We start from the raw sequence: 22,293 nt of genomic DNA, 5'->3' as shown, positions 1-22,293 counted from the left end.
CGGATGACCCGCGCGCGGTACTCCTTCGACAACGACGACACGATCGCGGCGGACCGGCACCGCATGCTCGCCGAGATCCTGGACCCGTTCACGATCGAGCGGCTGTCCGAGCTCGGCGACCTCACCGGCCGGCGGTGCCTGGAGGTCGGCGCGGGCGGCGGCAGCATCGCGTCCTGGCTGGCCGGTCGGGGCGGGTCGGTGCTGGCCACCGATCTCAACCCGCGGCACCTGCGCGACGGCGAGGGCTACGCGGTGCTGCGGCACGACCTGAGCGCCGAGCCGGTCCCGGCGCCGCCCTGGGATCTGATCCACGCCCGGCTGCTGCTGTCGCACCTGCCGGCCCGCGCCGAGATCCTGGACCGGCTGGCCGCCGCGCTCGCGCCGGGCGGGACGCTGGTCACCGAGGAATGGGTGTCGGCCTATCCCCACCTGGTGCTGGCCGCCCCGAGCGCGCCGGCCGCCGATCTGGTCGAGCGGTACCACGGCATCCTGGTCGGGCAGCTGCTGCCGGGCAACGGCGGCGACCCCGCGTGGGGCGGCCGGGCGCACGCCGCGATGCTGGCCGCCGGACTGTCCGGGGTGACGACCGAGATCCGCGCGTCGTCCTGGCCCGGCGGCAGCTCGGGGGCGCGGCTGATCGCGGTCAACATCGAGCAGTTGCGGCCCGGGTTCCTGGCCGCCGGGCTCACCGAGCCGGAGTTGGACGAGCTGACCCGGTTGTCGGAGGACCCACGGCTGGTGATCCGCGGGCACTTCCTCTACTCGACGATCGGGCGCCGCCGGTGAGACGCTGGTCGCCGCCGGTTCTCGGCACGCTCGGGGCGATCGCGCTCTGGTGGGGCGCGACCGTGGTCCTCGGCATCCGCCCGCTGTTCCTGCCGGCCCCGCCGGACATCGTCGCCGCCTTCCTCGCCCAGCCGGCGTTCCTGCTGCGGGAGGCCGGCGCCACGCTGACCGTGACCGTCGCCGGGTTCGCGCTCGCGGTGGTGGCCGGGCTGCTGGTGGCGGTGGCGCTGACCGCCTGGCAGGTGCTGGAACGGGCCATGCTGCCGGTGCTGGTGGCGCTCAACTCGGTGCCCAAGGTGGCGGTCGCCCCGCTGCTGGTGGTGTGGCTGGGCTTCGGCCGCAACCCGAAGATCGTGCTGGTGCTGCTGATCTGCGTCTTCCCGATCGTCGTGGCGACGATGGCCGGGCTCACCTCGACCCCGGCTGAGCTGAGCGAGCTGGGCCGGTCGCTGTCGGCCTCCGGCTGGCAGACGTACGTGCGGATCCGGCTGCCGTGGGCGCTCCCGCAGATGTTCACCGGCTTCAAGGTCGCCGTCTCGCTCGCGGTGATCGGGGCGGTGGTCGCGGAGATCAGCCAGCCGGGCGGCGGGCTGGGCGCGGTGATCGTGCTGTCCGGCATGTCGTTCGACACGCCGCTCGCCTTCGCCGCCATCGTCCTGCTGGCCCTGCTCAGCACCGCGCTGTTCTACCTGGTGGTGGCCTGTGAGCGGCTGCTGGTGCCGTGGGCCCGGTCGATCAGCGGATGATCCGGCTGGAGCGGGTGTCGCGGTCGTTCACCACCCGCGACGGCGAGGTGGCGGCGCTGCGCGACCTGGACCTGGACATCACCGAGGGCCAGTTCGTCGCCGTCATCGGACGCTCGGGCTGCGGCAAGTCGACGTTGCTGCGGCTGATCGCCGGTCTGCTGGCGCCGACCGGCGGCACTGTGACGATGGCCGGCCGGCCGGTCACCCGGCCCCGCCCGGACGTGGCCCTGATGCATCAACTGCCCGCGCTGCTGCCGTGGCGTACGGCGCTGGGCAACGTGATGCTCCCGGTGGAGATCCGCGGTCTGCCCCGGGCCGAGTACCGGGCCCGGGCGGTGGAACTGCTCGACCAGGTCGGGCTGACCGGTTTCCACCAGCGGCATCCGCATCAGCTCTCCGGGGGCATGCAGCAGCGGGTCGCCCTGTGCCGGGCGCTGATCCAGCGGCCCCGGGTCCTGCTGATGGACGAGCCGTTCTCGGCGCTGGACGCGCTCACCCGGGAGGAGCTGGCGATCCAGTTGCAGGCGATGCACATGGCCGCGCCGGCCACGACGGTCTTCGTCACGCACTCCATTCCGGAGGCGGTCCTGCTCGCCGACCGGGTCGTGGTGCTGGGCGCGCGGCCGGGCCGGGTCCGCCGGATGCTCGACGTCGGCCTTCCCCGGCCCCGGTCCTTCGGCCACAACGAGCACGTCGCCCAGGCCGCCGAGTGCGTGGCGGAGCTGCACGACCTGCTCCTGAACGATTGACTAGCCGCGCAGCTTCTTGTAGATCGGGGCGAGCTGCTTGTGCAGGCTGGTGTAGATGCCGTAGATGTCGTCGTAGGTCGCCCGATCCGCTCCCGGCGCGAACACCTCGTTGTTTCGCGCCAAGTCCGAGATGTCGGAGAAGCTGATCATCCCCGCGCCGACCGCCCCGATCCACCCCGCACCCCGCGCGTTGACGGCAACGGGATTGGCGTCCCGCCGGATCTCGATCCCGAGCACGTCCGCGAAGATCTGGCACCACGAGCTCGACCGGGCCGCCCCGCCGGTGATCACCATCGAGCGGACCGGCGCCCCGAGGAACGTGTCGACCGACTTCGCCATCCACCGCGTGTTGAGCGCGACGCCCTCGAACACCGCCCGCAGCAGATCCGACCGCGACGTCTCCAGCGAGATGTTCAGGAATCCGGCCCGCAGATTAGGGTCGTCCACCGGCGCCCGCTCGCCGTAGAGCCACGGCATGTAGAGCACACCGTCCGACCCGGCGGGAACGGTCGGAATGATTTTGTCGAACGCGTCGAAAATGGTGCCCTCGTCGCGGCTGATGTGCCCGGCCGACAGCAGCGGATCGTCGTACTCCACGATTTTGTCCCGCAGCCAGGTCAGATTCGCACCGGCCGTCGCCTGCAGGGCGGTCATCAGATAGCGGTCGGGCAGCGCGCACGGAATGGACGCGATGCCGCTGCCCGCGTCGGTTTTCTTGGCCGGCACGTGCGCCGCGATCCACGACGACGTCCCCAGATAGAGGTGGGGTTCGTTGTCGCGCACCGTCCCGGCCCCGATGGCCGCCGCCGTGTTGTCGATCGCCCCGGCCACCACCCGCACCGATGGCGGGAGCCCGAGGTGATCGGCAGCGCTGGGGGCGAGCGTGCCGATCACCTCGGTGCATTTCACGATCGGCGGGAACTTGTCCGCGTCGATCCCGCTGGCCGCGACCAGCGACGGCGCGTACCGGATGTCGGTCGCTTTCCGGTTGTCGGTCACCCAGGACGTGAGAATGGAGTCCACGGTCGCCACGGTGCGCCCGGTGAGCTTCAGGTTGATCCAGTCCAGGACATTCAGGAACGTCTTGGTCCGGGCGTAGATCTCGGGCATCTCGTCGCGCACCAGGAGCATGTGCGCGGCCGGATCTTTTCCGGTCAGCGACGGCATCCCGCCGGTCAACCGGAGCCAGCGGGCGATTTTCAGGACCGAGATTCCGCCGTACGACGGGAAACCGCCGAACTGTTTCCGCAGATGCGCTGCCCCGCGCATGTCGAGCCAGCTGATGCACTGCGTGAGCGGTTCGCCCCGCGCGTCCACCGCGATCGTCCCCTCGCCCTGCGTGGACGAGCAGATGGTGGTGACCGCCCGTACGTGATCGGGAAAGTCCCGTCCCAGGTCGGCCACCGCCTCGGCCAGCGCGTCCCACCAGGCGACCGGGTCCTGTTCGGCCCCGCCGCCGGGCAGCACCCGCAGCGGCACCGGGCGTTCGGCCCATCCGGTGACCGTGCCGTCGGCCGCGACCAGGGCGGCCTTCATCCCGGAGGTGCCCAGGTCGATCGCGAGGATCTGCGGAGCGATCGCCATCTAGACCCCTTCGACCAGCGCGAAGACCTGGTCGAACCGGGCGAGGGCGTCGTCGATGACCTCGTCGGTGTCGGCCATCGAGGTGTACATGCGGGACCCGGCGAGCGTGATGATGCCGTGGGCCGCGTACGCCGCGCCCATCTGCTCCATCAGCGTCTTGCGCTTCTTGTTCTCCTTGAGCAGCTTGATCGGGTCGCGCATGCTCAGCAGCATCACGCCGCTGCACTCCAGGTGCACGATCGAACCCTGGTTGTACGCGACGTACGGAAGCCCGTACTTGTCGATGAGTTTCTGCAGTCCCCGGGTGAGCCGGTCCCCGGCCTTGCCCGCGAGGACCGGCGCGTTGGTCCGGGCCATCTCCTGGATCGCGAAGTAGCCGGCCGCGCAGGACAGCGGGTTGGCCGACAGGGTGCCGCCGACCTGGATGTGGGCGCCGCTCTTGCCGTCCAGGCCGGAGCCGAAGACGCTCATCACGTCGCTGCGCCCGCCGACCCCGCCGGCCATCGGGTAGCCGCCGGAGACGGCCTTGCCGAAGACGGTCAGGTCGGGGGTGACGCCGAAGTAGCCGGCGGCGCCGCCGAGCCCGGTCCGGAAACCGGTCACCACCTCGTCGAAGACGAGCAGCGCGCCGAACTCGTCGCACAGTTTGCGGACGGCCGCGTTGTACTCCTTCGGCACCGGCCGGGTCCCGGACTCCGGGCCGAACGGCTCGACCACGACCGCCGCGGTGCCGCCGCGCAGCCGGTTCTCGATCAGCTTGCGCTTGAGGGTGCCCAGGTCGTGCGGGAACGCCTCGCGGGTGCGGCCGGTGGCGCCCCACGGGATGCCCTTGGCGTTCATCCGGAACGTGCCGGGCACCCGGAGGCCGTACACCATGGTGTCGGACCAGCCGTGATAGGCGCCGCCGACCTTGATCACCATCTTCTTGCCGGTGTGCGCGCGGGCCGCGCGGACGGCGGCCATCACGGCCTCGGTGCCGGAGCCGAGCGAGCGGTACATCTCGATGTGTGGCATGCGCTGGTTGATGATCTCGGCGAGCTTCAACTCGTACTCGTGGAACAGTCCCGTGACCGGGCCGCTCTCCTTGATCACCTCGGCGACGCGCTCGTTCACCGGGCCGTAGTTGCTGCCCAGGATCGTCGGGCCGCCGGCCTGCAGGAAGTCGATGTAGACGTTGCCGTCGCGGTCGGTCAGGTGCGCGCCCTCGGCCTTGTCGATCGCGAGGGGGAACGGGTAGTTGAAGGCCAGGTTGTGCTGGACGCCGCCGGGGATGAGCTTCTTGGCCCGCTCGGTGATCTCCTTGCTGGCCGTGCACTTGGTCTCGAAGTAGTTCAGCGTGTCCAGCAGCGCGTCGTGGCGCAGGCCGCGGACGGGCTGGGCGACGAGCGCTTTCAGTCGCCGCATGGTGTCCGGGACGTCGAGGTACTCGCTGATCATGTAGCCGTGGTCTTCCCTGGGTGAAATGTCCGAAACCTCGGACACGCTGGGAAGCTCCTCCTCGTCCGGCACCCGCACCGGCTCGACCGCGTCCACGATCTGCGACGCGATCCGCTTCTCGTCCTTCTTCAACTTCCCGAACGCGATCTCCCGGATCGTCGCCGGAATCGTGTAGACCTTCCCGGCCTCCGACGTCAGCGCCATCAGATACGCGATCGACACCTTCTCCAGCAGCGCCATGTTGAACACCGCACGCGACGGATCGGTCCCGACCGCGATCACCCCATGGTTGGCGATGATGAACGCGTTGTCCCCGCTCTTCACCTTCTTCTGCGCGTTCTTGGCCAGGAACGTCGTCCCCGACGGCGCATAGTCGATGATCGCCACCTCCTTGCCGAGGAAGCGCACCTGCTCGTCGGTCAGCGCCGGGATCGGCTTACGCAGAAAGGCCAGCGCCGAGGCGTACGGCTGGTGGGTGTGCACGATCGCGTTGACGTCCGGCCGCTCGCGGTAGATGTTCGCGTGCATCCCGCACTCGATGGACGGCACCAGCCCGCCCGCGCCACCCTCGTCCGGCACGTGTTTGCCCTGGAAGTCGACGATGCAGACGTCCTCGACGCGCATCTTGTCGTAGTCGTAGTTGCTCGGCGTGACGGCGTAGAGCTCGTGGCCCGGGATCCGGACCGAGACGTTGCCCTCGGTCGCCTTCAGGTATCCGCGGTCGAGCATCGTCCGGCACATGTCGACCACGTGCTGACGGGACATCCGGTGCTTCACGAGCAAAATCCGATCCGGTAGGGGTGTCGGGTGCAACCGGCACCATCGTCACTCCGGCGCCGTTATGAAGCCAGGTGCCCGGGCCAGCAATCTGCGACCCCCGCGTTATCACCGGGTGACAAAATTCGGCGATGACGACCCCCTGGCAGCGGGTTCCGACCGACCTCGCCGCGGCGATGCGCCCGCGCCTGCCGTCCACGGTTCCGGCGATCGCCGACGCGGTCGCCGCGGCCAACCCGGCGTTCGCCGAAACCGCCAAGGACAAATTCAACCGCGATCTGCGTACGGCGGTGCAGGTCGCCCTGGAACGATTCCTCGACCTGGCCGGCACCGACGAGCCGGCCCTGCCCCCACGCATCCGCGAGGTGTTCGTCGCGCTCGGCGCTGCCGAGGCCCGCGAGAACCGTGGCCCGGAACTCCTGCTCGGGGCCCTGCGCATGGCCGCCCGCCTGCTGCTGCGGGCCGCCTCCCAGTCCCTGGCCGAGTCCCGCCCGGTCACCGTCGACGAGATCATCGACCTGTCGGACGCGACCAGCGCCTTCGTCGACGAGCTGGCCTCCGCCTGCACCGACGGCCTGGCCCGCCAGCTGCGCGAACAGGCCGGCGAGGGCGACCGGCGCCGCCGCCGGGTCGCCGACCTGCTGCTGCGCGGCGGCGCACCGGCCGACGTGGCCCGCGAGGCGGTCACCGCGATCGGCTGGCCCGGGCTGGACCGGGTGGTCCCGGTGCTGCTGCCCCCGGACCAGGCCCGCGACGCCCGTTTCCGCTTCGCCGCCGACGGCGTGGTCGCCGAACGCGCCCACGACGCGGTCCTGCTCCTGCGTTCCGGCCCGCGCGCGGCTCTGGCCGAGGCCCTGGAAGGGCGCGACGCCGTGATCGGCCCGGCGCTGCCCTGGACCGAGGTCCCCGAAGCGGTCCGTCTCGCCGAACGCGCCACCGAGCTGATCGCCCCCGGGCCCGGTCGCGGTCGCGGTCTCGTCTTCGTCGAGGACCATTTCGCCGCCCTCGCCCTGCGCGGCGAACCGGGTGCCCTCACCGCCCTTTCCTCCCGGCGGCTCGCCGCCCTCGACGGCCTGCGCCCCGCCCAGCGCGAACAGCTCCTGATCACCCTCGAATCCTGGCTCCGGCACTGGGGTTCCCGGACGGCGGTCGCGGCCGAGCTCTACGTCCATCCGCAGACCGTCAGCTACCGCCTCAACCGCCTCCGCGACCTGCTCGGCCCCGACCTCGACGACCCGGCCGCCCGCTTCGAACTCCAGCTCGTCCTGAGTCAGCGCCCACCCACGCCGAAACCGTCCGGAAGCTGACCGGCCGACTCAGCGCTCGTGGGCCACCAGCGCGCTGTAGAGAACCGCCGACACCAGCGCGAGAGCCGCCCCGGCGAACCACGGCCCCACCGCCAGCCAGCGCGCCGCCTCACCCTGTCCCGCCGCGTGACAGATCCAGGCGGCGATCACCGCCACCACCTCGGCCACCGGCAGCACCGGCAGCAGCCAGGCCAGATACAGCCGCTTGGGCAGCGGGTCCGGCACCGTGTCACTGAGGAACATCCACCCGACCAGCCCCAGCCCGACCACCAGCACGCCCAGCCCGGCGACCGTGCTCAGCACCAGCCACCCGAGCCCAGCCGGCGGGCCGTTCACCACCGCGTCCAGGCTCGGCACCCCGGCCCCGACCCAGCGCAGCACCAGCCACACCAGCCCCAGCGGCGCCCCGGCCAGCACCAGCACCACGACCCCGCACCCGAGTCCGGCCCCCGTAGATCTCAAGCGCGGGTGATCCTCTGGCTCCAGTCGCTCATGCCCCCGACGCTACCAACGGTCCCCGTCCCCCGCAGTCCCCCAGCCCCACCCCCGCCCGTCCCGCTCCCCACCGACGCAGCAGCCCCGCCCCCAGCTGGCGCTGAGGGTCGTTTCGACCCCGGCTTACAGCCGTCAGCGCCAGCTGCGAGGTCTCAGCTGGCGCTGAGGGTCGTTTCGGCCTCGGCTTGCAGCCGTGAGTGCCAGCTGCGAGGTCTCAGCTGGCACTGAGGGTTGCTTCGGCCTCGGGTTGCAGCCGTGAGTGCCAGCTGCGTGGTTGCGGCTGGTGCTGAGGGTTGTTGCGGGCCTCGGGGAGAGCTGTGAGCGCCGGCCGGCGGGTCATGATGTTGGCGTGATGGACATCGCCGCGCGTCATGAGTTCCGCGTTCTTGCCTCCGCACACCCGAAGCTGCCCGTTCTGCTCACCGCCGGCCGGCTGGCCCGCCGACTGCGGAAAGTACCGCGGATCGGGTGGGTGACGTCAGATCCGCTGACCGCCCGGAGGATCCTCAACGATCCGGAGCACTTCACGCTGCTCGGGGAGGGCGGGGTCGGTCATCTGTGGGCGCAGGTGCTCGGCGACTGGGTCTACGAGATCTTCGACGGTCCCGGCCACCACCAGCTGCGGTCCCGGACGCGGGATCTGTTCACCGACGAGAACGCCCGCCATCTGACCGACCGGGTGATCGGCCCGCGCCTGGAGCGCGCCGGGGCCGAGCTGCGCGCCGGCGCCACCGTGGACGTCGCCGACCTGGCCCGCGTACTGGTCGGCCGCATCGTCGCCGACCTGCTCCAGATACCGATCGGGGTGGACGACGACGAGCCGTACCGGGAGATTTTCGCCACCGGGGAGGAACTGGCCTCGCTGGCTCTCGGGACCACCGCCTCGACCCACCTCCAGCCGGAGACCGTCGCCCGCGCCAAGGTGATCGTCGCCCGCCTGACCGCGAACATCGCCGGCACCTGGCGGACCGCCCGGCCCGAGACCGTGCTCGGCCGCTGCCGTGAGCTGGGCCTGGAGCAGCGGCAGGCCGAGGGCCTGGCCACCCTGCTGATGGTCGCGGGCACGGAGACCGCGGCCAGCGCGATGGCCCGCACGGTCGCCCTGTTGCACGACACCGGCACGCAGCATCGTCTGTTCCGGGAGCCGGATCTGCTGCCGGATGCGGTCCGCGAGGGTTTGCGGGTGACGACTCCGGCGCCGCTGATCGGCCGCGCGGTCGCCGCCGATGTCACCGTGGACGGCCGGTTGCTGCGGGCCGGCGAGCGGGTCCTGATGTTGACCTGGACGGCGAACAACGCGGCGGGCGGTTTCGACCTGGATCGCGGTTACCTGCCGGATCAGCGGCAGCTCTGGTTCGGGGCGGGACGCCACCTCTGTCTCGGCGCCCCGGTGGCCCGCGCCGAGATCTCCGGCCTGCTCCGGATGCTGCTCGACTCCGGCAGGCCGTGGCGGATCACCGACCGCCGTTACCGCCGCAACGTCCTGATCCCGTCCTACGCCTCGCTGCCGGTCTCCATCGCCGCGTAGACGTCGTATTCGTGGATCCACCCGACCATCTGCGGCAATCCCTGGAGCCGGGCGTTCCGTTCGTCGGCGGGCGGCCCGTCCGGCACCTGGAAGCAGGTCGCGTTGGCCCGCGACCCGAGCTGGATCTGCCTGGTCCGGGGCTTGCGGAGACGCTCATAGCGCTGCAGGGCCTCATGCAACGGCAAATCCGATTCGAGGTACGTGGCGAGCGCGGCCGCGTCCTCGATCGCCTGGTTCGTGCCCTGTCCGGCGTGCGGGAGCATCGGGTGGGCGGCGTCCCCGAGCAGCGTGACCCGTCCGGTGCTCCAGGTCCGCAGTGGTTCCCGGTCGTAGAGGGCCCACCGTCCGGTCTCCACGGCGTTGGCCAGCAGGGTCGTGACGACCGGGTTCCAGCCGTGGAACGCGGCGACCGCGTCCTCGGGTGCGCACCGGGCCGACCAGGATTCCTGGGTCCACTCCGGGTCGGGTACGTACGCCACGAAGTTGATCAGCTCGCCGCCGCGCACCGGGTAGGCCACCAGGTGACGGCCGGGGCCGAGGAAGAACGTCAGCCCGAACCGGTCGCCGCCGGGCACCCGGTCGACCGGTACGAGCCCGCGGAAGCAGCTCATCGCCGAGAACACCGCCTCGTCGGGCTCGCCGACGTGGGCGCGGACCGTGGAGCGCAGGCCGTCGGCGCCGACCACGACGTCGGCGTGGGTGGTCGAGCCGTTCGCGAACTCCAGGTCGACGCCGTCCGGGGATTCGCGCAGGGCCACGCATCGGTGTCCGAGGTGCGGCTTGTCGCCGTACGCGGAAAGCAGTATTTGATGGAAATCGGCGCGATGGATGCCGAGGAACGGGCCTCCGAACCGCTGCTCGTACCAGGAACCCATCGGGTGCTGGTAGAAGATGTCGCCGCTGAGCCAGTGGTGGAACTCGATGCGATGCAGGTTCGCCGACGCCTCCCGGACCGCCGGGCCGAGCCCGAGCGCGTCCAGCACCCGCATGCCGCTGCCGCCCAGTGACACCCCGGCGCCGATCTCGCTCAGCTCGCTCGCCTGGTCGTAGACGTCGACCTCGAAGCCTTTCGCCCGCAGCGCGATCGCGGCGCTGAGCCCGCCGATCCCCGACCCGATTACCGCAACCCTGGCCATGCCCCGCCCCCGTGATGAGCCCTCGTCGAGGTCATCGAACCTCATCGAGGTCCACAGGGGAAGGGCGGGGCGAGGCCGGGCCGGTCAGTACTTCGTCCGGGTCACCGACCGGATCCAGCCGGCGATGTCGTCGGTGCGGGACGCGTTCTCCACGCTGGTGTGCGGGCAGCTCGGACCGTTGCTGACCAGGCCGGCGAGGGTGGCGATGCCGTGGCGCTCGGTGAAGTAGGGCCCGCCGGAGTCGTACGGGCAGGGCGTGGTGTCCGGTTGCGGGGCGTAACCGTTCAGGCCGAGCACCGCGTCATCGACCGACACGATGATCAGCTGCCCGGTCTGCAGCCGGGTCGACGGGGTGGGGTTGGTGCTGGTCAGCGAGCCGTACCCGGTGACCCGCAGGATCGTGCCGACCTCGGGCGCGCGGGTGCCGAGGCGGATCGGGCGGATGTCGCGGATCGGCTTCTCCAGCTTGGCCAGGGAGACGTCCGCGGTCGGGGACTGCTTGACCGCGATCACCTTGAGCACGTGGCCGCCGGTGCCGGTCAGGTCGGTGCGGCCGACGGTGGCGGTGGTCAGGTCGGCGACCGGGTACTCGACCCGTACGCCGTTGGCGTCGCGGAAGCAGTGACCGGCCGTGATCACCCACTGCGGGGCGATGAGCGCGCCCGAGCAGGCACTGTTGCGCTTGCCGCCGTCCGCGGTCGGGATGCCGGTCATGGTGAGCTTGACGGAGAAGCGGTATTTGCCGATCGGCACGGGTTCACCGTTGGCGACGGCGTTCGCGGGGGTGGCCCCTCCGGCCAGCACGCTCAGGAGGGTCATGGCCGCGATCGCCCAGCGGGATCTGCCTCGCACAGTTGATCGTCCTCTCCGGACAGTCGACGTTGACTCCATCGACACTAACCGTTCAGGACCAATCGGAACGTGCGTGAGCGAGCCCGCCGGCCCGCTCACGCACGTCGATGCTAGGAGATGGTGCAGGTCAATGCCGGGGTGGTGGCGGTCCCGGAGGCGATCAGACCGAATTCCGTCGAGCTGGTGGGCTCCAGCGCACCGTTCCAGGAGACGTTACGTACGGTAACGGCACTCCCGCTGACCGTCAGCGTCCCGTTCCACACCTGACTGATCGACTGTCCGTTGCCGAGCGTCCAGGACACCGCCCACCCCCTCGTCACCATGCTGCCCGCGGTGACCTTGACGGTCGCCTGGTAGCCGCCCTGCCAGGTGCTGGCCACGGTGAGCACCGCGGTGCAGCCCGCGCCGGCCGGGACCGATCCCGACGGTGAGGCGGAGGGTGACGACGGTGCGGGTGAGGACGGTGAGGGCGAGGCCGACGAGGACGACGGCGAGGCGGTCGGCGAGCTGGTCACCGGCGGGTTGGGGGCGGTGCTGGCCAGGCTGTAGGCCAGGTCGGGCTGGAACGAGCCGGCCGCGTACTTGCAGCCGTCGGCCTCCCCGGGCGGCTTCACCCAGAGGTACGCGTCCACGTCCCCGTCGTTGGTCGCGGTCGTCGGGTAGGTCCCGATCCGCCGGTCGGTGTTGTCGTCCCCGCACCAGTCCCCGGACGCCCCGCCGTTGCGGCTGGTGTCCACGACCAGGTGCTTCCCGCTGATGCCGCGCCCGTTCAGCGCGGAGATGACCGCCTTGCCGAAGTTGACCTCGGCCGACGTGCCGTTGAAGTTCGACACGTTGGTGTAGAAGCCGTCGGCGTTGGCGACGCCCGCCGCCGCGAGACGTCCGGCCTGCTCGGACGCGCTGTTCCAGGCCGAGTGCCCGGCGTCCAGGTAGACCTTGGCGTTCGGGTTGGCCGCCTTCAGTGTCCGGGTCGCGGTGGCCAGCGCCTGGTCCCGGGCGGTGATCTCGCCGGCGCTCAGGCAGGTCTGCAGCGCGAGCGAGTCCGGTTCCAGGATCACGATCGCGGTGCGGTTGCCCAGGTTGGCGGCGACCGCGTTGATCCAGTTCTGGTACTGGCCGAGGTCGGGGGCCCCGCCGGCGCTGGCGCCGCCGCAGTCGCGGTTGGGGATGGCGTACGCGGTCAGGACCGGGATCTGGTTGGCGGCGTTGGCCGCGCCGACGTACGAGGAGACCTCGGACCCGATCGTGGACAGGTTGAAGTTGGCGAACCAGCGGGACGCCGGCTGGCTGGCGATCTTGTCCCGGATCACGGCGGTCCGGGAGTCGTTCGGGTTGGCGGCCACCCACCGGGCGACCGCGGTGCCGGTGTCGCGGTAGAGCGCGCCGCTGATCGTGCCGGCTTCGGCGGTGCCACCGGTGACGAGGACGGCGCCGGCCGCGACCGTGGCGCCGGCCGCCGCCGCGGTGAGCCATCTGATGCGAGGGGACATGGCTTTCCTCCGAGGGGAGAAGGGCCTTCTGGGAGCGCTCCCACCGTAACGATGCCGTCATCAGTTAGCAATCCGTGAGAATCGATATCCTGCGCCGAAGATCTTCGGGCGGATCAGGGAATTGCGTGACCAGGGGTTTTAGGGCACCCTAAGCTAGGTAAGGCTAACCAGGTAAAGGTCGTCGCCCGATGTACGTCTGTATCTGTCACCACGTCCGCGAGAACCAGGTACGTGCCGCGATCCGCTGCGGAGCGAGCGACGAGGAGGCGGTGGGCGACGCCTGTGGAGCCGGAACCGGTTGTGGCAGCTGCCTGGACCGGATCGCCGACCTGCTCGAGGAGGAGGGGAACACCGACACGCGACTACCGTCCGCAGCCTGACCCTTACGGGCAGTACGCTTACCCCCGGATAGCCATATTATGGGGGTATTTGGCATGCAAGGTGACGCCCGCGTTATCGAGTTCCTCAACGAGCAACTGACCGCGGAACTGACCGCGATCAACCAGTACTTCCTGCACGGCAAGATGCAGGAGAACTGGGGCTACACGGTGCTGGCGAAGCACACCAAGGCCGAGTCCATCGACGAGATGCGGCACGCCGAGATCCTGACCGACCGGATCCTGTTCCTCGAAGGCCTCCCGAACTACCAGAAGCTGTTCGCGCTGCGGATCGGCGAGACGGTCAAGGAGCAGTTCGAGTGCGACATGAAGGTCGAGGTCGAGGCGGTCGACCGGCTGCGCCGCGGCCTGGAGTACATGCGCTCGATCGGCGACGTCACGTCGGCCCGGATCTTCGAGGACATCCTGGCCGACGAGGAACACCACGTCGACTACCTGGAGACCCAGCTCGCCCTGATCGAGAAGCTGGGCGAGGCGCTCTACCTGCAGAACGTCACGGAGCACCCGGAAGCGAGCTGACCGCGGCGGGCGGGTCGCGGGGAGGGGGCCCGCCCACCGGACGACTTTCGCTCAGCGGAAGCCGGCCAGACTCATCAGGACATAACCCCCGGCGGTCAGCGGCAGCGACAGGACCAGGACCACACCGCGGCGGCGCCAGCTCGGCGTGATCAGAACGGTCACCCCGAGACCCAAAAAGATCAGCAGCATCAGGTACGACACCTGCTCGCCCGTGGAGTACGACGGATCGCCGATCCGGAGGCCCTCCAGCACGCCCTCGGCGAACAGCACCGCGCCCGGCAACGCCAGCGCGGTGTCGCGCAGCAGCTCGGGCACGCGCGGATGGCGGGCCAGGACGCCGCCGGTGCCGAAGACCAGCGCGGCGACCACGCCCAGACCCACCCAGAGCACGGCGTTGGCGTCGTACATGTTCGACAGGTTGTCGTGCTGGATCAGCGCCGCGGCCAGGTAGTACGCCGGCACGGCGACGCCCAGCTGGACGATCGCGGCGGCCACGCTGACCGGCAGGCTCCACCGGTTGAGCAGCGTGAGCAGGAACGCCGCCACCGCCCAGACCGCGATCGAGTTGCCCAGCCCGCCGAACGGGAACGGCACGAACTTGATCCACACGAAGTCGAGCACGCCGAGCAGCAGTCCGGCCAGCGGTGCCACCAGCAGCGCGCGGCGCCCCGGCCGGCTCTCCGGGGTGCTTCGCGGGTCGTGGGCGACCCCTGAGAACCAGCCGGCCTGTCCGTCGATCGTCATGGCCACGATCGTAGGAATCCGGACGGGACGGGCGCATCCCGCCCCGGTCGGACCCGGACCGGCGCCGCATCGGCCGAACGGCCGACCCGTGACCGATTCAGCCCGTCACCACCGTCATCTCCACGCGGCGGTTCTCGGCGCGGTGCTCCGGGGAGTCGTTCGCGACCTTGGGACGGGACTCGCCGTAACCGGTCGCGGTCAGGCGGTCGGCCGACACGCCGAGCCCGATCAGGCCGGTCCGCACCGCGTCGGCGCGGGCGCGGCTGACCCACAGGTTCGTCGCCTCCGAGCCGCTGGAGTCGGTGTGACCGTCGATGCGGACGTTCGCGCTCGGATTCGACTCCAGCAGAGCCGCGACCTCCCGCAGCGACTTCCGCGAGGCCTCGGTCAGCTCGGCGCTTCCCGTCCGGAATTCCAGCGGGGGTACGGCGGAGAGCCGCGGCTGCAGATCAGGAACGGTCACCCGATCGACGACCGGCACGCCTGCGCGCTCGACCGCGGCGGCCAGGGCGAGGTGGGTCGTCTCCTCGGGAGCGGTTCCGCTCAGGGTCACGGTGCCGCCTTCCAGCCGTACGGCGAAATCGTCGGCCTGGACCGGAAGCGCACGCAGAAGTGAAGGCAGGGCCGTGAGCAGCGGGTCGGCCGTGACCGTGGCCGCGACCGTGACCCGGTCGTCGACCGCGCCGAAGGTCGCGGTGGCGGCGTCGTGCAGCGCGGCCCGGACCTCGGCGGTCGGGACCGTGCCGGTCAGCACCGTCGATCCGTGGCCGGTGGCCAGCAGGAACGTGGGCGGGGTGGTGGCGATCGGGGCCTCGACGGTGACCCGGACCGCGCGGACGCCGTCCACCGCCGTGAGCACCCGGCGGGCCTGGTCGGCCTTGGCGTCGGAATCGGTCACGACGACGGCGTCGCGACCGGTGAAGGTGACCGCCGCGTCGCTCTGCCCGGCGGCGGCCAGGGCCTGGACGGACCGGTCGGTGAGGGTGGACTCGATCCGGTGACGGTTCGGGACGAGTTGGGCGGTGGTGATGCCGGCCAGGGCGAGGACGGCGAGGAGCGCGGCGAGCCAGAGGCGGCGGTTCCCGGTCCTCATCGGGTGGCCTCGGCGTCCCGATCGATGATCTTGGCGGCGGCGCGGGCCGCCTCCGTGTCCCGGCCGGCCACCAGGCGGGTGGTCAGGGCGTTGAACGCCTCCTCGTTGCCGTCGGCCAGCAGCTGGGCCTGGCGGCTCCAGGTGACCAGGCTCGGGGCGAAGTTCATGCCGGCGGCCAGGACGGCCTGGCGCTTGGAGTTGTCGTCGGCCTTGGCCAGCTGCCGGTACGTGCGGATGCCGGCGGCCCGCAGCGCGGTCGCCATCATCGGGCCGATGCCCTCGACCCGCTCCAGGTCGTCGTCCTCCGGGGTGGTCTCCCGGCCGGCGATCAGACGCGCGGTCAGGGCGTTGAACGCCTCCTCGTTGCCGTCGGCCAGCAGGCGGGCCTGGCGGCTCCAGGTCACCAGGCTCGGAGCGAAGGTCAGGCCGGCGGCGTTGATCGCGCGGCGCTTGGCGGCGTCGGCGGTCGCCAGCCGGTCGAACGTGCGGAGGCCGGCGGCGCGCAGGGCGTCGGCCATCTTCGGGCCGATGCCCTCGATGCGCTCCAGCTCGTCGGCCGGCTCCGGCTCCGGGGCCGGAGCGGGCTCGTCGATGGGGGCCGGGATCGGATCTTCCACGGCAACCGGCTTTTCCGCGGGAATCGGATTTTCCGCCGTAACTGCCTTTTCTGTCACCGGGGCCGCCGCCTTTCGCGGACGCGGCTTCGGTTTGACGGCTTTTTCGACCAATTCCGGACGAACCTCGGCAACGGTTTCGACCGGCTGACTCACCGTGACCTTTTCCGGTGGCATCGGCACGATCGCCGCCTTTTCCGCCGGCCCGCCGGAAACCCGCTCGGACGGCGTGGCCCGGCGCACCGTGAGACGGCCGACCACGACGCCGACCAGGAACGACAGCAGGATGAAGACGATCGACTGGCCGATGAACCAGGCCACCATGACCTCCGGAAACGGGCGCGATGAAGCGCCGTCGAACTAGCGGGAAACCGCGACGGAATGTCCTGCATGCAAAGACGTTCACGGATAGCGCGCGGTGCCGGATTTCCCGCGTCCGGGAGCCGTGTCATGATCAGAATATCGTCTTATTTGCATCTTGCAAAATGCGCAGCGGGTAGGTATCCGACTACGGATCGAATGCTATTCCGGGGCCCCGATTCCCGCGATGATTACGGTGAGGCGTCGCCCATCGGCCGATGCGTCGTTAGTCCGGTCGTGCTGATCGATGTCACTGTGGTGAGGACGGACCCGGCGTGACCCTCATTCAGGAACGGCCGGCGCCGGCCCCCGCGGCGCGACGACGAGCCGCCGACCGGGTCGCCGTGCTCGACGGACTGCGCCTGTGCGCCGCGCTGTCGGTGGCGATCTTCCACTTCACCGCGCTCAACGCCGACCGGCTGTGGGACGGGCGGGTGCCGTTCCCGCGGCTGGTGCACGCCTCGTCGTACGGATGGCTGGGTGTCGAACTCTTCTTCATGATCAGCGGATTCGTCATCTCGATGAGCGCGTGGGGGCGCACGGTCGGCGGGTTCGCGCGCTCCCGGCTGGTGCGGCTCTTCCCCGCGTACTGGCCGGCCGTCCTGCTCACGGCCGCGGTGATGAGACTGTGGCCGTCACTGCACCGGCCGGTCACGGCGCAACAGATCGTGGTCAACCTGACCATGCTGAACGAGCCGCTCGGCGTCGTGTCGGTCGACCTGTCCTACTGGACGCTCTGGGCCGAGGCCCGGTTCTACCTGCTCTTCGCCGTCGTGGTGTGGCTCGGGGCGACCCAGCGGCGGGTCCTCTGGTTCGGGTACGCGTGGCTGATCGCGTCCGTGGTGGCGGTCAAATCCGGGATGCCGATCCTGGTGACCGTGCTGCAACCGCCGTACGCGCCGTACTTCGTGGCCGGGATCGGGTTCTTCCTGATCCACCGATTCGGCTCGGACATCCGGCACTGGGGGCTGGTCGGGCTCTCCTGGGGGCTCGGGATGTACTCGCTCGGGGCGCGGGTCGCGCAGACCGGCCGGAGCGAGCATCGACCTCTCTCGCTTACCGTCGCCATGGTGATCGTCACCGGGCTCTTCCTGGTGATGGCCGTGGTGGCGCTGGGATGGACGGCCCGGATCCGGTGGCGGCCGCTGACCACGGCCGGGCTGCTCACGTACCCGTTCTACCTGCTGCATCAGCACATCGGGGGAACGATTCTGCAGCACTTGCACGCGTTGCCGCCGGCGGTGGCGGTGGTGGCCGTCATCCTGCTCATGCTGGGGCTGGCCTGGATGGTCCACCGGTGGGTGGAACGGCCGGTGGCTCGCTTCCTGCGGCGGCGGCTCGCGGCGAGTGACGCGCCCGCGCCGCCGGCCCAGCGGGTCGGCCTCGGCGGGTGACGCCTTCGCCTGGTCGGCTCAGTCGGCTTGGCCGGCTCGGGTCGTCGTAGCCGGCTCGGTCGATTCAGCCGGCTCGGGTCGGGGTGGTCGGCTCGGCCGGTGGCCTGCCGGCCGGCGTCTCGCCGGTGGGGTCGGCTCAGCAGTCGAGGGCCCGGGTGGACAGCCAATTCGCCAGGTCGGTGCGGTCGACCAGGGTGATGCGGCAGAGCTCGGCCACCTCGCGGGCCTGAGCCGTCGGCCGGCCGGTGGTCACCAGCAGGGCCACCTCGGCGCCGTGGACGTCGCGAGCCGTGCCCGCGAAACGCTGCACGTGCGGACTGCCCAGATTGCCGGCGAACCGTTTGCACTGGACGACGACCCGCCGGCCGTCCGGCGTGCGGGCGAGAACGTCGGCACCCATGTCGCCGCTGCCACCCACCACCCGCACGCCGCGGAAGCCGCTGGCCCGCATCAGCCGGGCGGTGAAGTGCTCGAACTGGTCACCGGTCATGCCGTCGGTGATCGCGACCCGGCGCTCGTGGGCGGCGATCCGCCGCCGCTCGGCCGTCCACAACCAGAGCCCGCCGGCCGCCACCCCGGCGAGAGCCAGCGCGATCAGCGTCGCCGCCACCGGATGCGCCCGGGCCTGGTGAGCGATCACCGACAGCAGGGCGATCAGCCCCAGCCCACCGAAGACGACCAGACCACCCTCGTTGCCGGCTTTGCGTCGCCGGCGCCTGCGTCGAGCCACACCTGCACGGTAGGCGACGGGTACGACACTTCCGGTGAGCCGTTCGCCGGGGGGCTCGGTCCGGCGGGCGTGATCCGGGTCGCAAACGTTGGCAAGAGGCCAGTGGCCTCTTAAGCTTGGCCTCGTAAGGTTCCACTGGCCTCTTGTCGAATGCGGGAGAGCATCATGAACAACGTCTGGCTGATCACCGGCAGCTCGCGCGGCCTCGGACGGCAGATCGCCGAGTCCGTCCTCGAGGCCGGCCACCGCGTCGTCGCCACCGCGCGGCGCCCCGAGCAGCTCGAAGATCTCGTCGTGAAATATGGCGACCGGGTCCGCGCGGTCGCCCTGGACGTGACCGACCCGGCCGCGGCGCGGGCCGCGGTGGCCGTCGCGGTCGACACCTTCGGGCGGCTCGACGTGCTGGTCAACAACGCCGGTTATGCGGACGTCGCAGCGATCGAGGAGATGCCGGAGGATGAGTTCCGCGCCCAGATCGAGGCCAACTTCTTCGGCGTCGTCAACGTCACGCGGGCCGCGCTGCCGGTCATGCGGCGGCAGGGCAGCGGGCACGTCATCCAGGTCTCCTCGGTCGGCGGGCGCGTCGGCGGCCCGGGTCTCGGGGCCTACCAGTCGGCCAAGTGGGCGGTCGGCGGTTTCTCCGAGGTCCTGTCCCGTGAGGTCGCCGGCTTCGGGGTCCGGGTGACGATCGCCGAGCCCGGCGGCATGCGCACGGACTGGGCCGGCACGTCGATGACCACGCACGCGATCAGTGAGGACTATCGCCCGGTGATCGAGCCGGCCGTGGCCCGCCTGCGTGCCGCCGACGGCAACCAGCCGGGCGACCCGGTCCGCATCGCCGAGGTGCTGATCGCCGTGGCCGCCGACCCGGAGCCCCCGCTGCACCTGCTGCTCGGCTCGGACGCGTTCGCGGTCGCCCAGGCCCAGGCCGAGCGCCTCGCTGCCTCGGACGCCAAATGGCGCACGGTCAGCGAGTCGGTGAGCTATGCCGAGTGACCCAGCCGGCCGCCGTGCCTCGGAAACCTGGCCGGGGCAGCGGTGGGTGACCGGGGCGGGGGCTGTGGTGGGTGACCTGGCCGGCTGCCGTGGCGGGTAGCCTGGCCGGCGATGAGCCCCGACCTGGACTTTCAGCGTGCCCGCAGCCCTGAGCAGCGGGAAGCCCGCCGCGGCGCCATTCTCGGCGAGGCGGCGGACCTTCTCGGTGAGATGCCGTTGAGCGAGATCAGCCTGCGCGAGCTGGCCCGCCGGGTCGGGCTGTCGAAGACCAACGTGGTGCGGTATTTCGGGACGCGTGAGGGGGTCTATTTCGCGCTGCTCAATCAGACCCTGTCGGACTGGATCGACGTCCTGGAACTGCCCGCGGGCGAGCCGGCCGAGGTGGCCACGGTGCTGGCCGACTGGCTCGGCCGGGAGCCGGTGATCTGCGAACTGTGGAGTGCGCTCGGCACCGAGCTGGAACGCAACATCTCGGCCGAGGCGGTCCGCGAGTTCAAGCTGGCCCACAGCGCGCTGCAGGCCCGGCTGGCCGACCTGATCTCCGAGAGCATCCCGGCCCTCGCCGGCCCGGCCGCCCGCGAGTTCGTCGCGATGATGATCCTGCTGGTCGCGGGCTTGTGGCCGTTCGCGAACCCGGCGCCGTCGGTGGCCGAGGCGCTCCTTGACCCGCGGCTCGCACCATCCCGCGTCGACTTCCCGGCGCGGCTGGGCCGAGCCCTGCAGGTGGTCCTGACCGGCTTGCTCTGACCGCCGCGCCGCACTCGCGCCGCGCCGCACTCGCGCCGCGCCGCGCCGCGCCGCACTCGCGCCGCGCCGCGCCGCACTCGCGCCGCGCCGCACTCGCGCCGCGCCGCACTCGCGCCGCGCCGCACTCGCGCCGCGCCGCACTCGCGCCGCGCCGCACTCGCGCCGCGCCGCACTCGCGCCGCGCCGCACTCGCTGCTTTGCTGGTGGCCGGGTTCGGGCTCGCCCGGTGCATCCCTGGTCTCGGGCTCGGGCTCGTCTGGGGCGCCGTCGCCACGGTTGTCATCGCCAGCCCGATCGCAGCCTCGGCGGCGGCGTTGGTCGGGGGCCGGATCGCCCGCAGCGAGGTTTTCCGGCGCGCCCAGTTCTGGGTCGATCACCAGCCCGGCTCGTGCAGCCAGGGTGACACCGGCCCCGGACCGAGAGCGAGACCGCCGCCGGTACCGCAGGGACTGTTCGGGCTGCAGGTGGGAAACCTGACCACGTGCCTGGGTGAGCCGCCCGGACCCCCGTGGTTCCGGGCGGCTCGGTCAGGTCAGCCGATGTGGTACGAGTCGCCGTAGACCTTGAAGTCCAGCGGCGTGTTCAGGTCGAAGTTGCCGTTGTTCAGGAACACCCGCTGCGCCGTGTCGATCCGGCTCACGTCGGAGTGGGCTTCTTCCTTCTTCATCTCGACGATCCGCTCGTCCATGAACGCGTTGAGCCAGGTCCGCTCGTCCCCACCCTGGGCCGGCGGCTTGGCCTTGGCCAGCGCGCGGCTGCGGATCGCCCGCATGCCGTCGTAGCCGTGCACGACCGAAGCGTCGTAGTACGCGAACTGTCCGAGTGCGCGAACCCCGTCGGCCTTGCCGTCCCGCACGGACGGGTTGAAGTACACCCGGTCCCGCTCGGATTCCTGGGCGGCCTGGAACACCGAATCGGCCGCCGCGGTCTTCCAGTCCTTGGTGAAGTTGGGGTCGAGCCCGGAGTGCGAGTCGGTCCCGTTGACGTTGCGCAGCGCCGGCAGGTACTTGGCCAGCACGTTCGACGGCTTGGTGGCGGTGTACGCCTCCACCAGTTCCAGCATGTCGCCGGTGCCGGAGCAGAAGCCGATGATGCCGGCCGTGTAGCCCCGCCCGTCGCCGATGTCCTCGATGTACGAGAACTGCGCCCGCCAGTTCAGCGACGAGTTCTCGGCCGCCGAGACGATCTGCATGGCGACGTCCTTCTTCGCCGCGTCGTCCAGGTTCTTGCCGGTGGGGGCACTGGTGGTGGTCGGTGAGGTGGTGGGCGTGGTGGTGCCTCCGGGCAGGGTCCACAGCTGGTTGGTGCCGCCGGCGCAGGTCCAGATCTGCAGGCGGGCGCCGTTGGCGGTGCTCTTGTCGGTCACGTCCAGGCACTTGCCGGATCCGCTGTTGACCAGGGTGCCGTTGCTGACGGTCCATTTCTGGGCGGCGGTGGCGTTGCAGTCGTACAGCTGGATCTTGGCGCCGTTGGTGGTGGCCGCGGCGGTCACGTCGAGGCACTTGCCGAGCGATCGGATCGTGCCGTCGGTGTTGCCGACGGTCCACTGCTGGGCCGCGCTGCCGTTGCAGTCGTACAGCTGAATTGCCGTGCCGTTGGCGCTGGAGGCACCGGCGACGTCGATGCATTTGCCGCCCAGGCCCTTGATCGGGCCGGCGGTCGCGGCGCTGGCCGGCAGCAGGCCGATGACCAGGGCCGCACTGGGGATGACCAGGCCGATTGCGGTGTAGGCGACTGTCCTTACGCGATTCATGGCGCTCCTCATCGATGGGGGGAGGGGGAGTGGCGCGCGCGTTGGGGACGGACTCTAC

21 protein-coding genes are annotated in these 22,293 nt (G+C 70.9%); 10 read left to right on the top strand and 11 right to left on the bottom strand.

The annotated features are described in order from the left end of the window. Positions 1-3 precede the first annotated feature (3 nt). Genes ACSHV8_RS29895 through ACSHV8_RS29885 form a run of 3 tightly spaced genes read left to right on the top strand, consistent with a single transcriptional unit; the run spans position 4 to position 2,281 of the window. Positions 4-786: a class I SAM-dependent methyltransferase gene (locus tag ACSHV8_RS29895; protein ID WP_436521010.1), complete on the top strand. Its 783-nt coding sequence runs from the start codon at positions 4-6 to the stop codon at positions 784-786. After that, the gene (locus ACSHV8_RS29890) at positions 783-1,532 is read left to right on the top strand and encodes an ABC transporter permease (RefSeq protein WP_436521008.1); all 750 of its coding nucleotides are present in this window, start codon (positions 783-785) and stop codon (positions 1,530-1,532) included. The genes ACSHV8_RS29895 and ACSHV8_RS29890 overlap by 4 nt, the downstream gene beginning before the upstream one ends. Further along, positions 1,529-2,281, top strand: a complete 753-nt coding sequence (locus tag ACSHV8_RS29885; RefSeq protein WP_436521006.1) for an ABC transporter ATP-binding protein — start codon at positions 1,529-1,531, stop codon at positions 2,279-2,281. Before ACSHV8_RS29890 ends, ACSHV8_RS29885 begins: the two co-directional genes overlap by 4 nt. Here ACSHV8_RS29885 and ACSHV8_RS29880 read toward each other — a convergent pair whose 3' ends face one another. Both ACSHV8_RS29880 and ACSHV8_RS29875 read right to left on the bottom strand, forming a co-directional pair. After that, positions 2,282-3,865 carry a xylulokinase gene (locus ACSHV8_RS29880; RefSeq protein ID WP_436521004.1) on the bottom strand — a complete coding sequence of 528 codons (1,584 nt, stop codon included), beginning with the start codon at positions 3,863-3,865 and terminating at the stop codon, positions 2,282-2,284. Next, positions 3,866-6,067 carry an aminotransferase class III-fold pyridoxal phosphate-dependent enzyme gene (locus tag ACSHV8_RS29875; RefSeq protein ID WP_436521002.1) on the bottom strand — a complete coding sequence of 734 codons (2,202 nt, stop codon included), beginning with the start codon at positions 6,065-6,067 and terminating at the stop codon, positions 3,866-3,868. 143 nt (positions 6,068-6,210) lie between these two features. On the opposite strand from ACSHV8_RS29875, the gene ACSHV8_RS29870 reads away from it, so the two are divergent. Beyond that, on the top strand, positions 6,211-7,386 hold the full coding sequence (locus tag ACSHV8_RS29870) for a PucR family transcriptional regulator (protein ID WP_436521000.1): 1,176 nt from the start codon (positions 6,211-6,213) through the stop codon (positions 7,384-7,386). Positions 7,387-7,395: 9 nt separating this feature from the next. Here ACSHV8_RS29870 and ACSHV8_RS29865 read toward each other — a convergent pair whose 3' ends face one another. After that, a complete protein-coding gene (locus ACSHV8_RS29865; RefSeq protein WP_436520998.1) occupies positions 7,396-7,848 on the bottom strand; it encodes a hypothetical protein in 453 nt (150 codons plus the stop codon). Between the two features lie 385 nt (positions 7,849-8,233). Between ACSHV8_RS29865 and ACSHV8_RS29860 the strand changes: the two genes are divergently transcribed. Further along, complete coding sequence (locus ACSHV8_RS29860; RefSeq protein ID WP_436536950.1) at positions 8,234-9,409, top strand: cytochrome P450; 1,176 nt, start codon at positions 8,234-8,236, stop codon at positions 9,407-9,409. On the opposite strand, the gene ACSHV8_RS29855 is transcribed toward ACSHV8_RS29860, so the two are convergent. The 3 genes from ACSHV8_RS29855 to ACSHV8_RS29845 all read right to left on the bottom strand — a co-directional run bounded on the left by ACSHV8_RS29855 (position 9,376) and on the right by ACSHV8_RS29845 (position 12,887). After that, positions 9,376-10,545, bottom strand: a complete 1,170-nt coding sequence (locus ACSHV8_RS29855) for an FAD-dependent monooxygenase (RefSeq protein WP_436520996.1) — start codon at positions 10,543-10,545, stop codon at positions 9,376-9,378. The two genes, ACSHV8_RS29860 and ACSHV8_RS29855, sit on opposite strands and share 34 nt — an antisense overlap. An 84-nt stretch (positions 10,546-10,629) precedes the next feature. After that, complete coding sequence (locus ACSHV8_RS29850; protein ID WP_436520994.1) at positions 10,630-11,397, bottom strand: S1 family peptidase; 768 nt, start codon at positions 11,395-11,397, stop codon at positions 10,630-10,632. Positions 11,398-11,507: 110 nt separating this feature from the next. Beyond that, positions 11,508-12,887 (bottom strand): glycoside hydrolase family 6 protein, encoded by a 1,380-nt coding sequence (locus tag ACSHV8_RS29845; RefSeq protein ID WP_436520992.1) that lies wholly within the window; start codon positions 12,885-12,887, stop codon positions 11,508-11,510. Between the two features lie 188 nt (positions 12,888-13,075). Here ACSHV8_RS29845 and ACSHV8_RS29840 point away from each other — a divergent pair, with 188 nt between their 5' ends. After that, on the top strand, positions 13,076-13,267 hold the full coding sequence (locus ACSHV8_RS29840; RefSeq protein WP_436520990.1) for a (2Fe-2S)-binding protein: 192 nt from the start codon (positions 13,076-13,078) through the stop codon (positions 13,265-13,267). 54 nt (positions 13,268-13,321) lie between these two features. Continuing rightward, entirely contained in the window at positions 13,322-13,804 is a 483-nt protein-coding gene (gene bfr / locus ACSHV8_RS29835; RefSeq protein ID WP_436520988.1) for a bacterioferritin, read from the top strand. 51 nt (positions 13,805-13,855) lie between these two features. On the opposite strand, the gene ACSHV8_RS29830 is transcribed toward bfr, so the two are convergent. From ACSHV8_RS29830 to ACSHV8_RS29820, 3 genes are all read right to left on the bottom strand, one after another. Then, positions 13,856-14,548 (bottom strand): DUF6518 family protein, encoded by a 693-nt coding sequence (locus ACSHV8_RS29830; RefSeq protein ID WP_436520986.1) that lies wholly within the window; start codon positions 14,546-14,548, stop codon positions 13,856-13,858. A 97-nt stretch (positions 14,549-14,645) separates the two neighbouring features. Then, a complete protein-coding gene (locus ACSHV8_RS29825; protein WP_436520984.1) occupies positions 14,646-15,641 on the bottom strand; it encodes an OmpA family protein in 996 nt (331 codons plus the stop codon). Further along, on the bottom strand, positions 15,638-16,579 hold the full coding sequence (locus ACSHV8_RS29820) for a helix-hairpin-helix domain-containing protein (RefSeq protein ID WP_436520982.1): 942 nt from the start codon (positions 16,577-16,579) through the stop codon (positions 15,638-15,640). The genes ACSHV8_RS29825 and ACSHV8_RS29820 overlap by 4 nt, the downstream gene beginning before the upstream one ends. Before the next feature lie 311 nt (positions 16,580-16,890). Between ACSHV8_RS29820 and ACSHV8_RS29815 the strand changes: the two genes are divergently transcribed. Then, positions 16,891-18,009, top strand: coding sequence for an acyltransferase family protein (locus ACSHV8_RS29815; protein ID WP_436520980.1), 1,119 nt, complete (start codon positions 16,891-16,893; stop codon positions 18,007-18,009). A 136-nt stretch (positions 18,010-18,145) separates the two neighbouring features. Here ACSHV8_RS29815 and ACSHV8_RS29810 read toward each other — a convergent pair whose 3' ends face one another. Then, complete coding sequence (locus ACSHV8_RS29810; protein WP_436520978.1) at positions 18,146-18,739, bottom strand: restriction endonuclease; 594 nt, start codon at positions 18,737-18,739, stop codon at positions 18,146-18,148. A gap of 165 nt (positions 18,740-18,904) precedes the next feature. Here ACSHV8_RS29810 and ACSHV8_RS29805 point away from each other — a divergent pair, with 165 nt between their 5' ends. Together ACSHV8_RS29805 and ACSHV8_RS29800 are read left to right on the top strand one after the other, a co-directional pair. Continuing rightward, positions 18,905-19,735, top strand: a complete 831-nt coding sequence (locus tag ACSHV8_RS29805; protein ID WP_436520976.1) for an oxidoreductase — start codon at positions 18,905-18,907, stop codon at positions 19,733-19,735. Between the two features lie 111 nt (positions 19,736-19,846). After that, positions 19,847-20,482, top strand: a complete 636-nt coding sequence (locus ACSHV8_RS29800; protein WP_436520974.1) for a TetR family transcriptional regulator — start codon at positions 19,847-19,849, stop codon at positions 20,480-20,482. A 532-nt stretch (positions 20,483-21,014) separates the two neighbouring features. Here the strand turns inward: ACSHV8_RS29800 and ACSHV8_RS29795 are convergent. Next, positions 21,015-22,235, bottom strand: a complete 1,221-nt coding sequence (locus ACSHV8_RS29795; protein WP_436520972.1) for a chitosanase — start codon at positions 22,233-22,235, stop codon at positions 21,015-21,017. Positions 22,236-22,293: the final 58 nt, after the last annotated feature.

Origin of the sequence: Actinoplanes sp. HUAS TT8 (assembly GCF_051380535.1) — a bacterium.
Classification (GTDB): domain Bacteria; phylum Actinomycetota; class Actinomycetes; order Mycobacteriales; family Micromonosporaceae; genus Actinoplanes.
The sequence above is the reverse complement of the archived record's forward strand: the minus strand, read 5'-3'. Positions and strand labels throughout refer to the sequence as shown.

Coding starts and splice junctions, on each gene's coding strand:
- ACSHV8_RS29820 (WP_436520982.1), bottom strand. CDS start 16,579: ATGGTGGCCTGGTTCATCGGCCAGTCGATCGTCTTCATCCTGCTGTCG.
- ACSHV8_RS29870 (WP_436521000.1), top strand. CDS start 6,211: ATGACGACCCCCTGGCAGCGGGTTCCGACCGACCTCGCCGCGGCGATG.
- ACSHV8_RS29795 (WP_436520972.1), bottom strand. CDS start 22,235: ATGAATCGCGTAAGGACAGTCGCCTACACCGCAATCGGCCTGGTCATC.
- ACSHV8_RS29845 (WP_436520992.1), bottom strand. CDS start 12,887: ATGTCCCCTCGCATCAGATGGCTCACCGCGGCGGCGGCCGGCGCCACG.
- ACSHV8_RS29895 (WP_436521010.1), top strand. CDS start 4: ATGACCCGCGCGCGGTACTCCTTCGACAACGACGACACGATCGCGGCG.
- ACSHV8_RS29855 (WP_436520996.1), bottom strand. CDS start 10,545: ATGGCCAGGGTTGCGGTAATCGGGTCGGGGATCGGCGGGCTCAGCGCC.
- ACSHV8_RS29805 (WP_436520976.1), top strand. CDS start 18,905: ATGAACAACGTCTGGCTGATCACCGGCAGCTCGCGCGGCCTCGGACGG.
- ACSHV8_RS29840 (WP_436520990.1), top strand. CDS start 13,076: ATGTACGTCTGTATCTGTCACCACGTCCGCGAGAACCAGGTACGTGCC.
- ACSHV8_RS29800 (WP_436520974.1), top strand. CDS start 19,847: ATGAGCCCCGACCTGGACTTTCAGCGTGCCCGCAGCCCTGAGCAGCGG.
- bfr (WP_436520988.1), top strand. CDS start 13,322: ATGCAAGGTGACGCCCGCGTTATCGAGTTCCTCAACGAGCAACTGACC.
- ACSHV8_RS29825 (WP_436520984.1), bottom strand. CDS start 15,641: ATGAGGACCGGGAACCGCCGCCTCTGGCTCGCCGCGCTCCTCGCCGTC.
- ACSHV8_RS29830 (WP_436520986.1), bottom strand. CDS start 14,548: ATGACGATCGACGGACAGGCCGGCTGGTTCTCAGGGGTCGCCCACGAC.
- ACSHV8_RS29880 (WP_436521004.1), bottom strand. CDS start 3,865: ATGGCGATCGCTCCGCAGATCCTCGCGATCGACCTGGGCACCTCCGGG.
- ACSHV8_RS29885 (WP_436521006.1), top strand. CDS start 1,529: ATGATCCGGCTGGAGCGGGTGTCGCGGTCGTTCACCACCCGCGACGGC.
- ACSHV8_RS29860 (WP_436536950.1), top strand. CDS start 8,234: ATGGACATCGCCGCGCGTCATGAGTTCCGCGTTCTTGCCTCCGCACAC.
- ACSHV8_RS29875 (WP_436521002.1), bottom strand. CDS start 6,067: ATGTCCCGTCAGCACGTGGTCGACATGTGCCGGACGATGCTCGACCGC.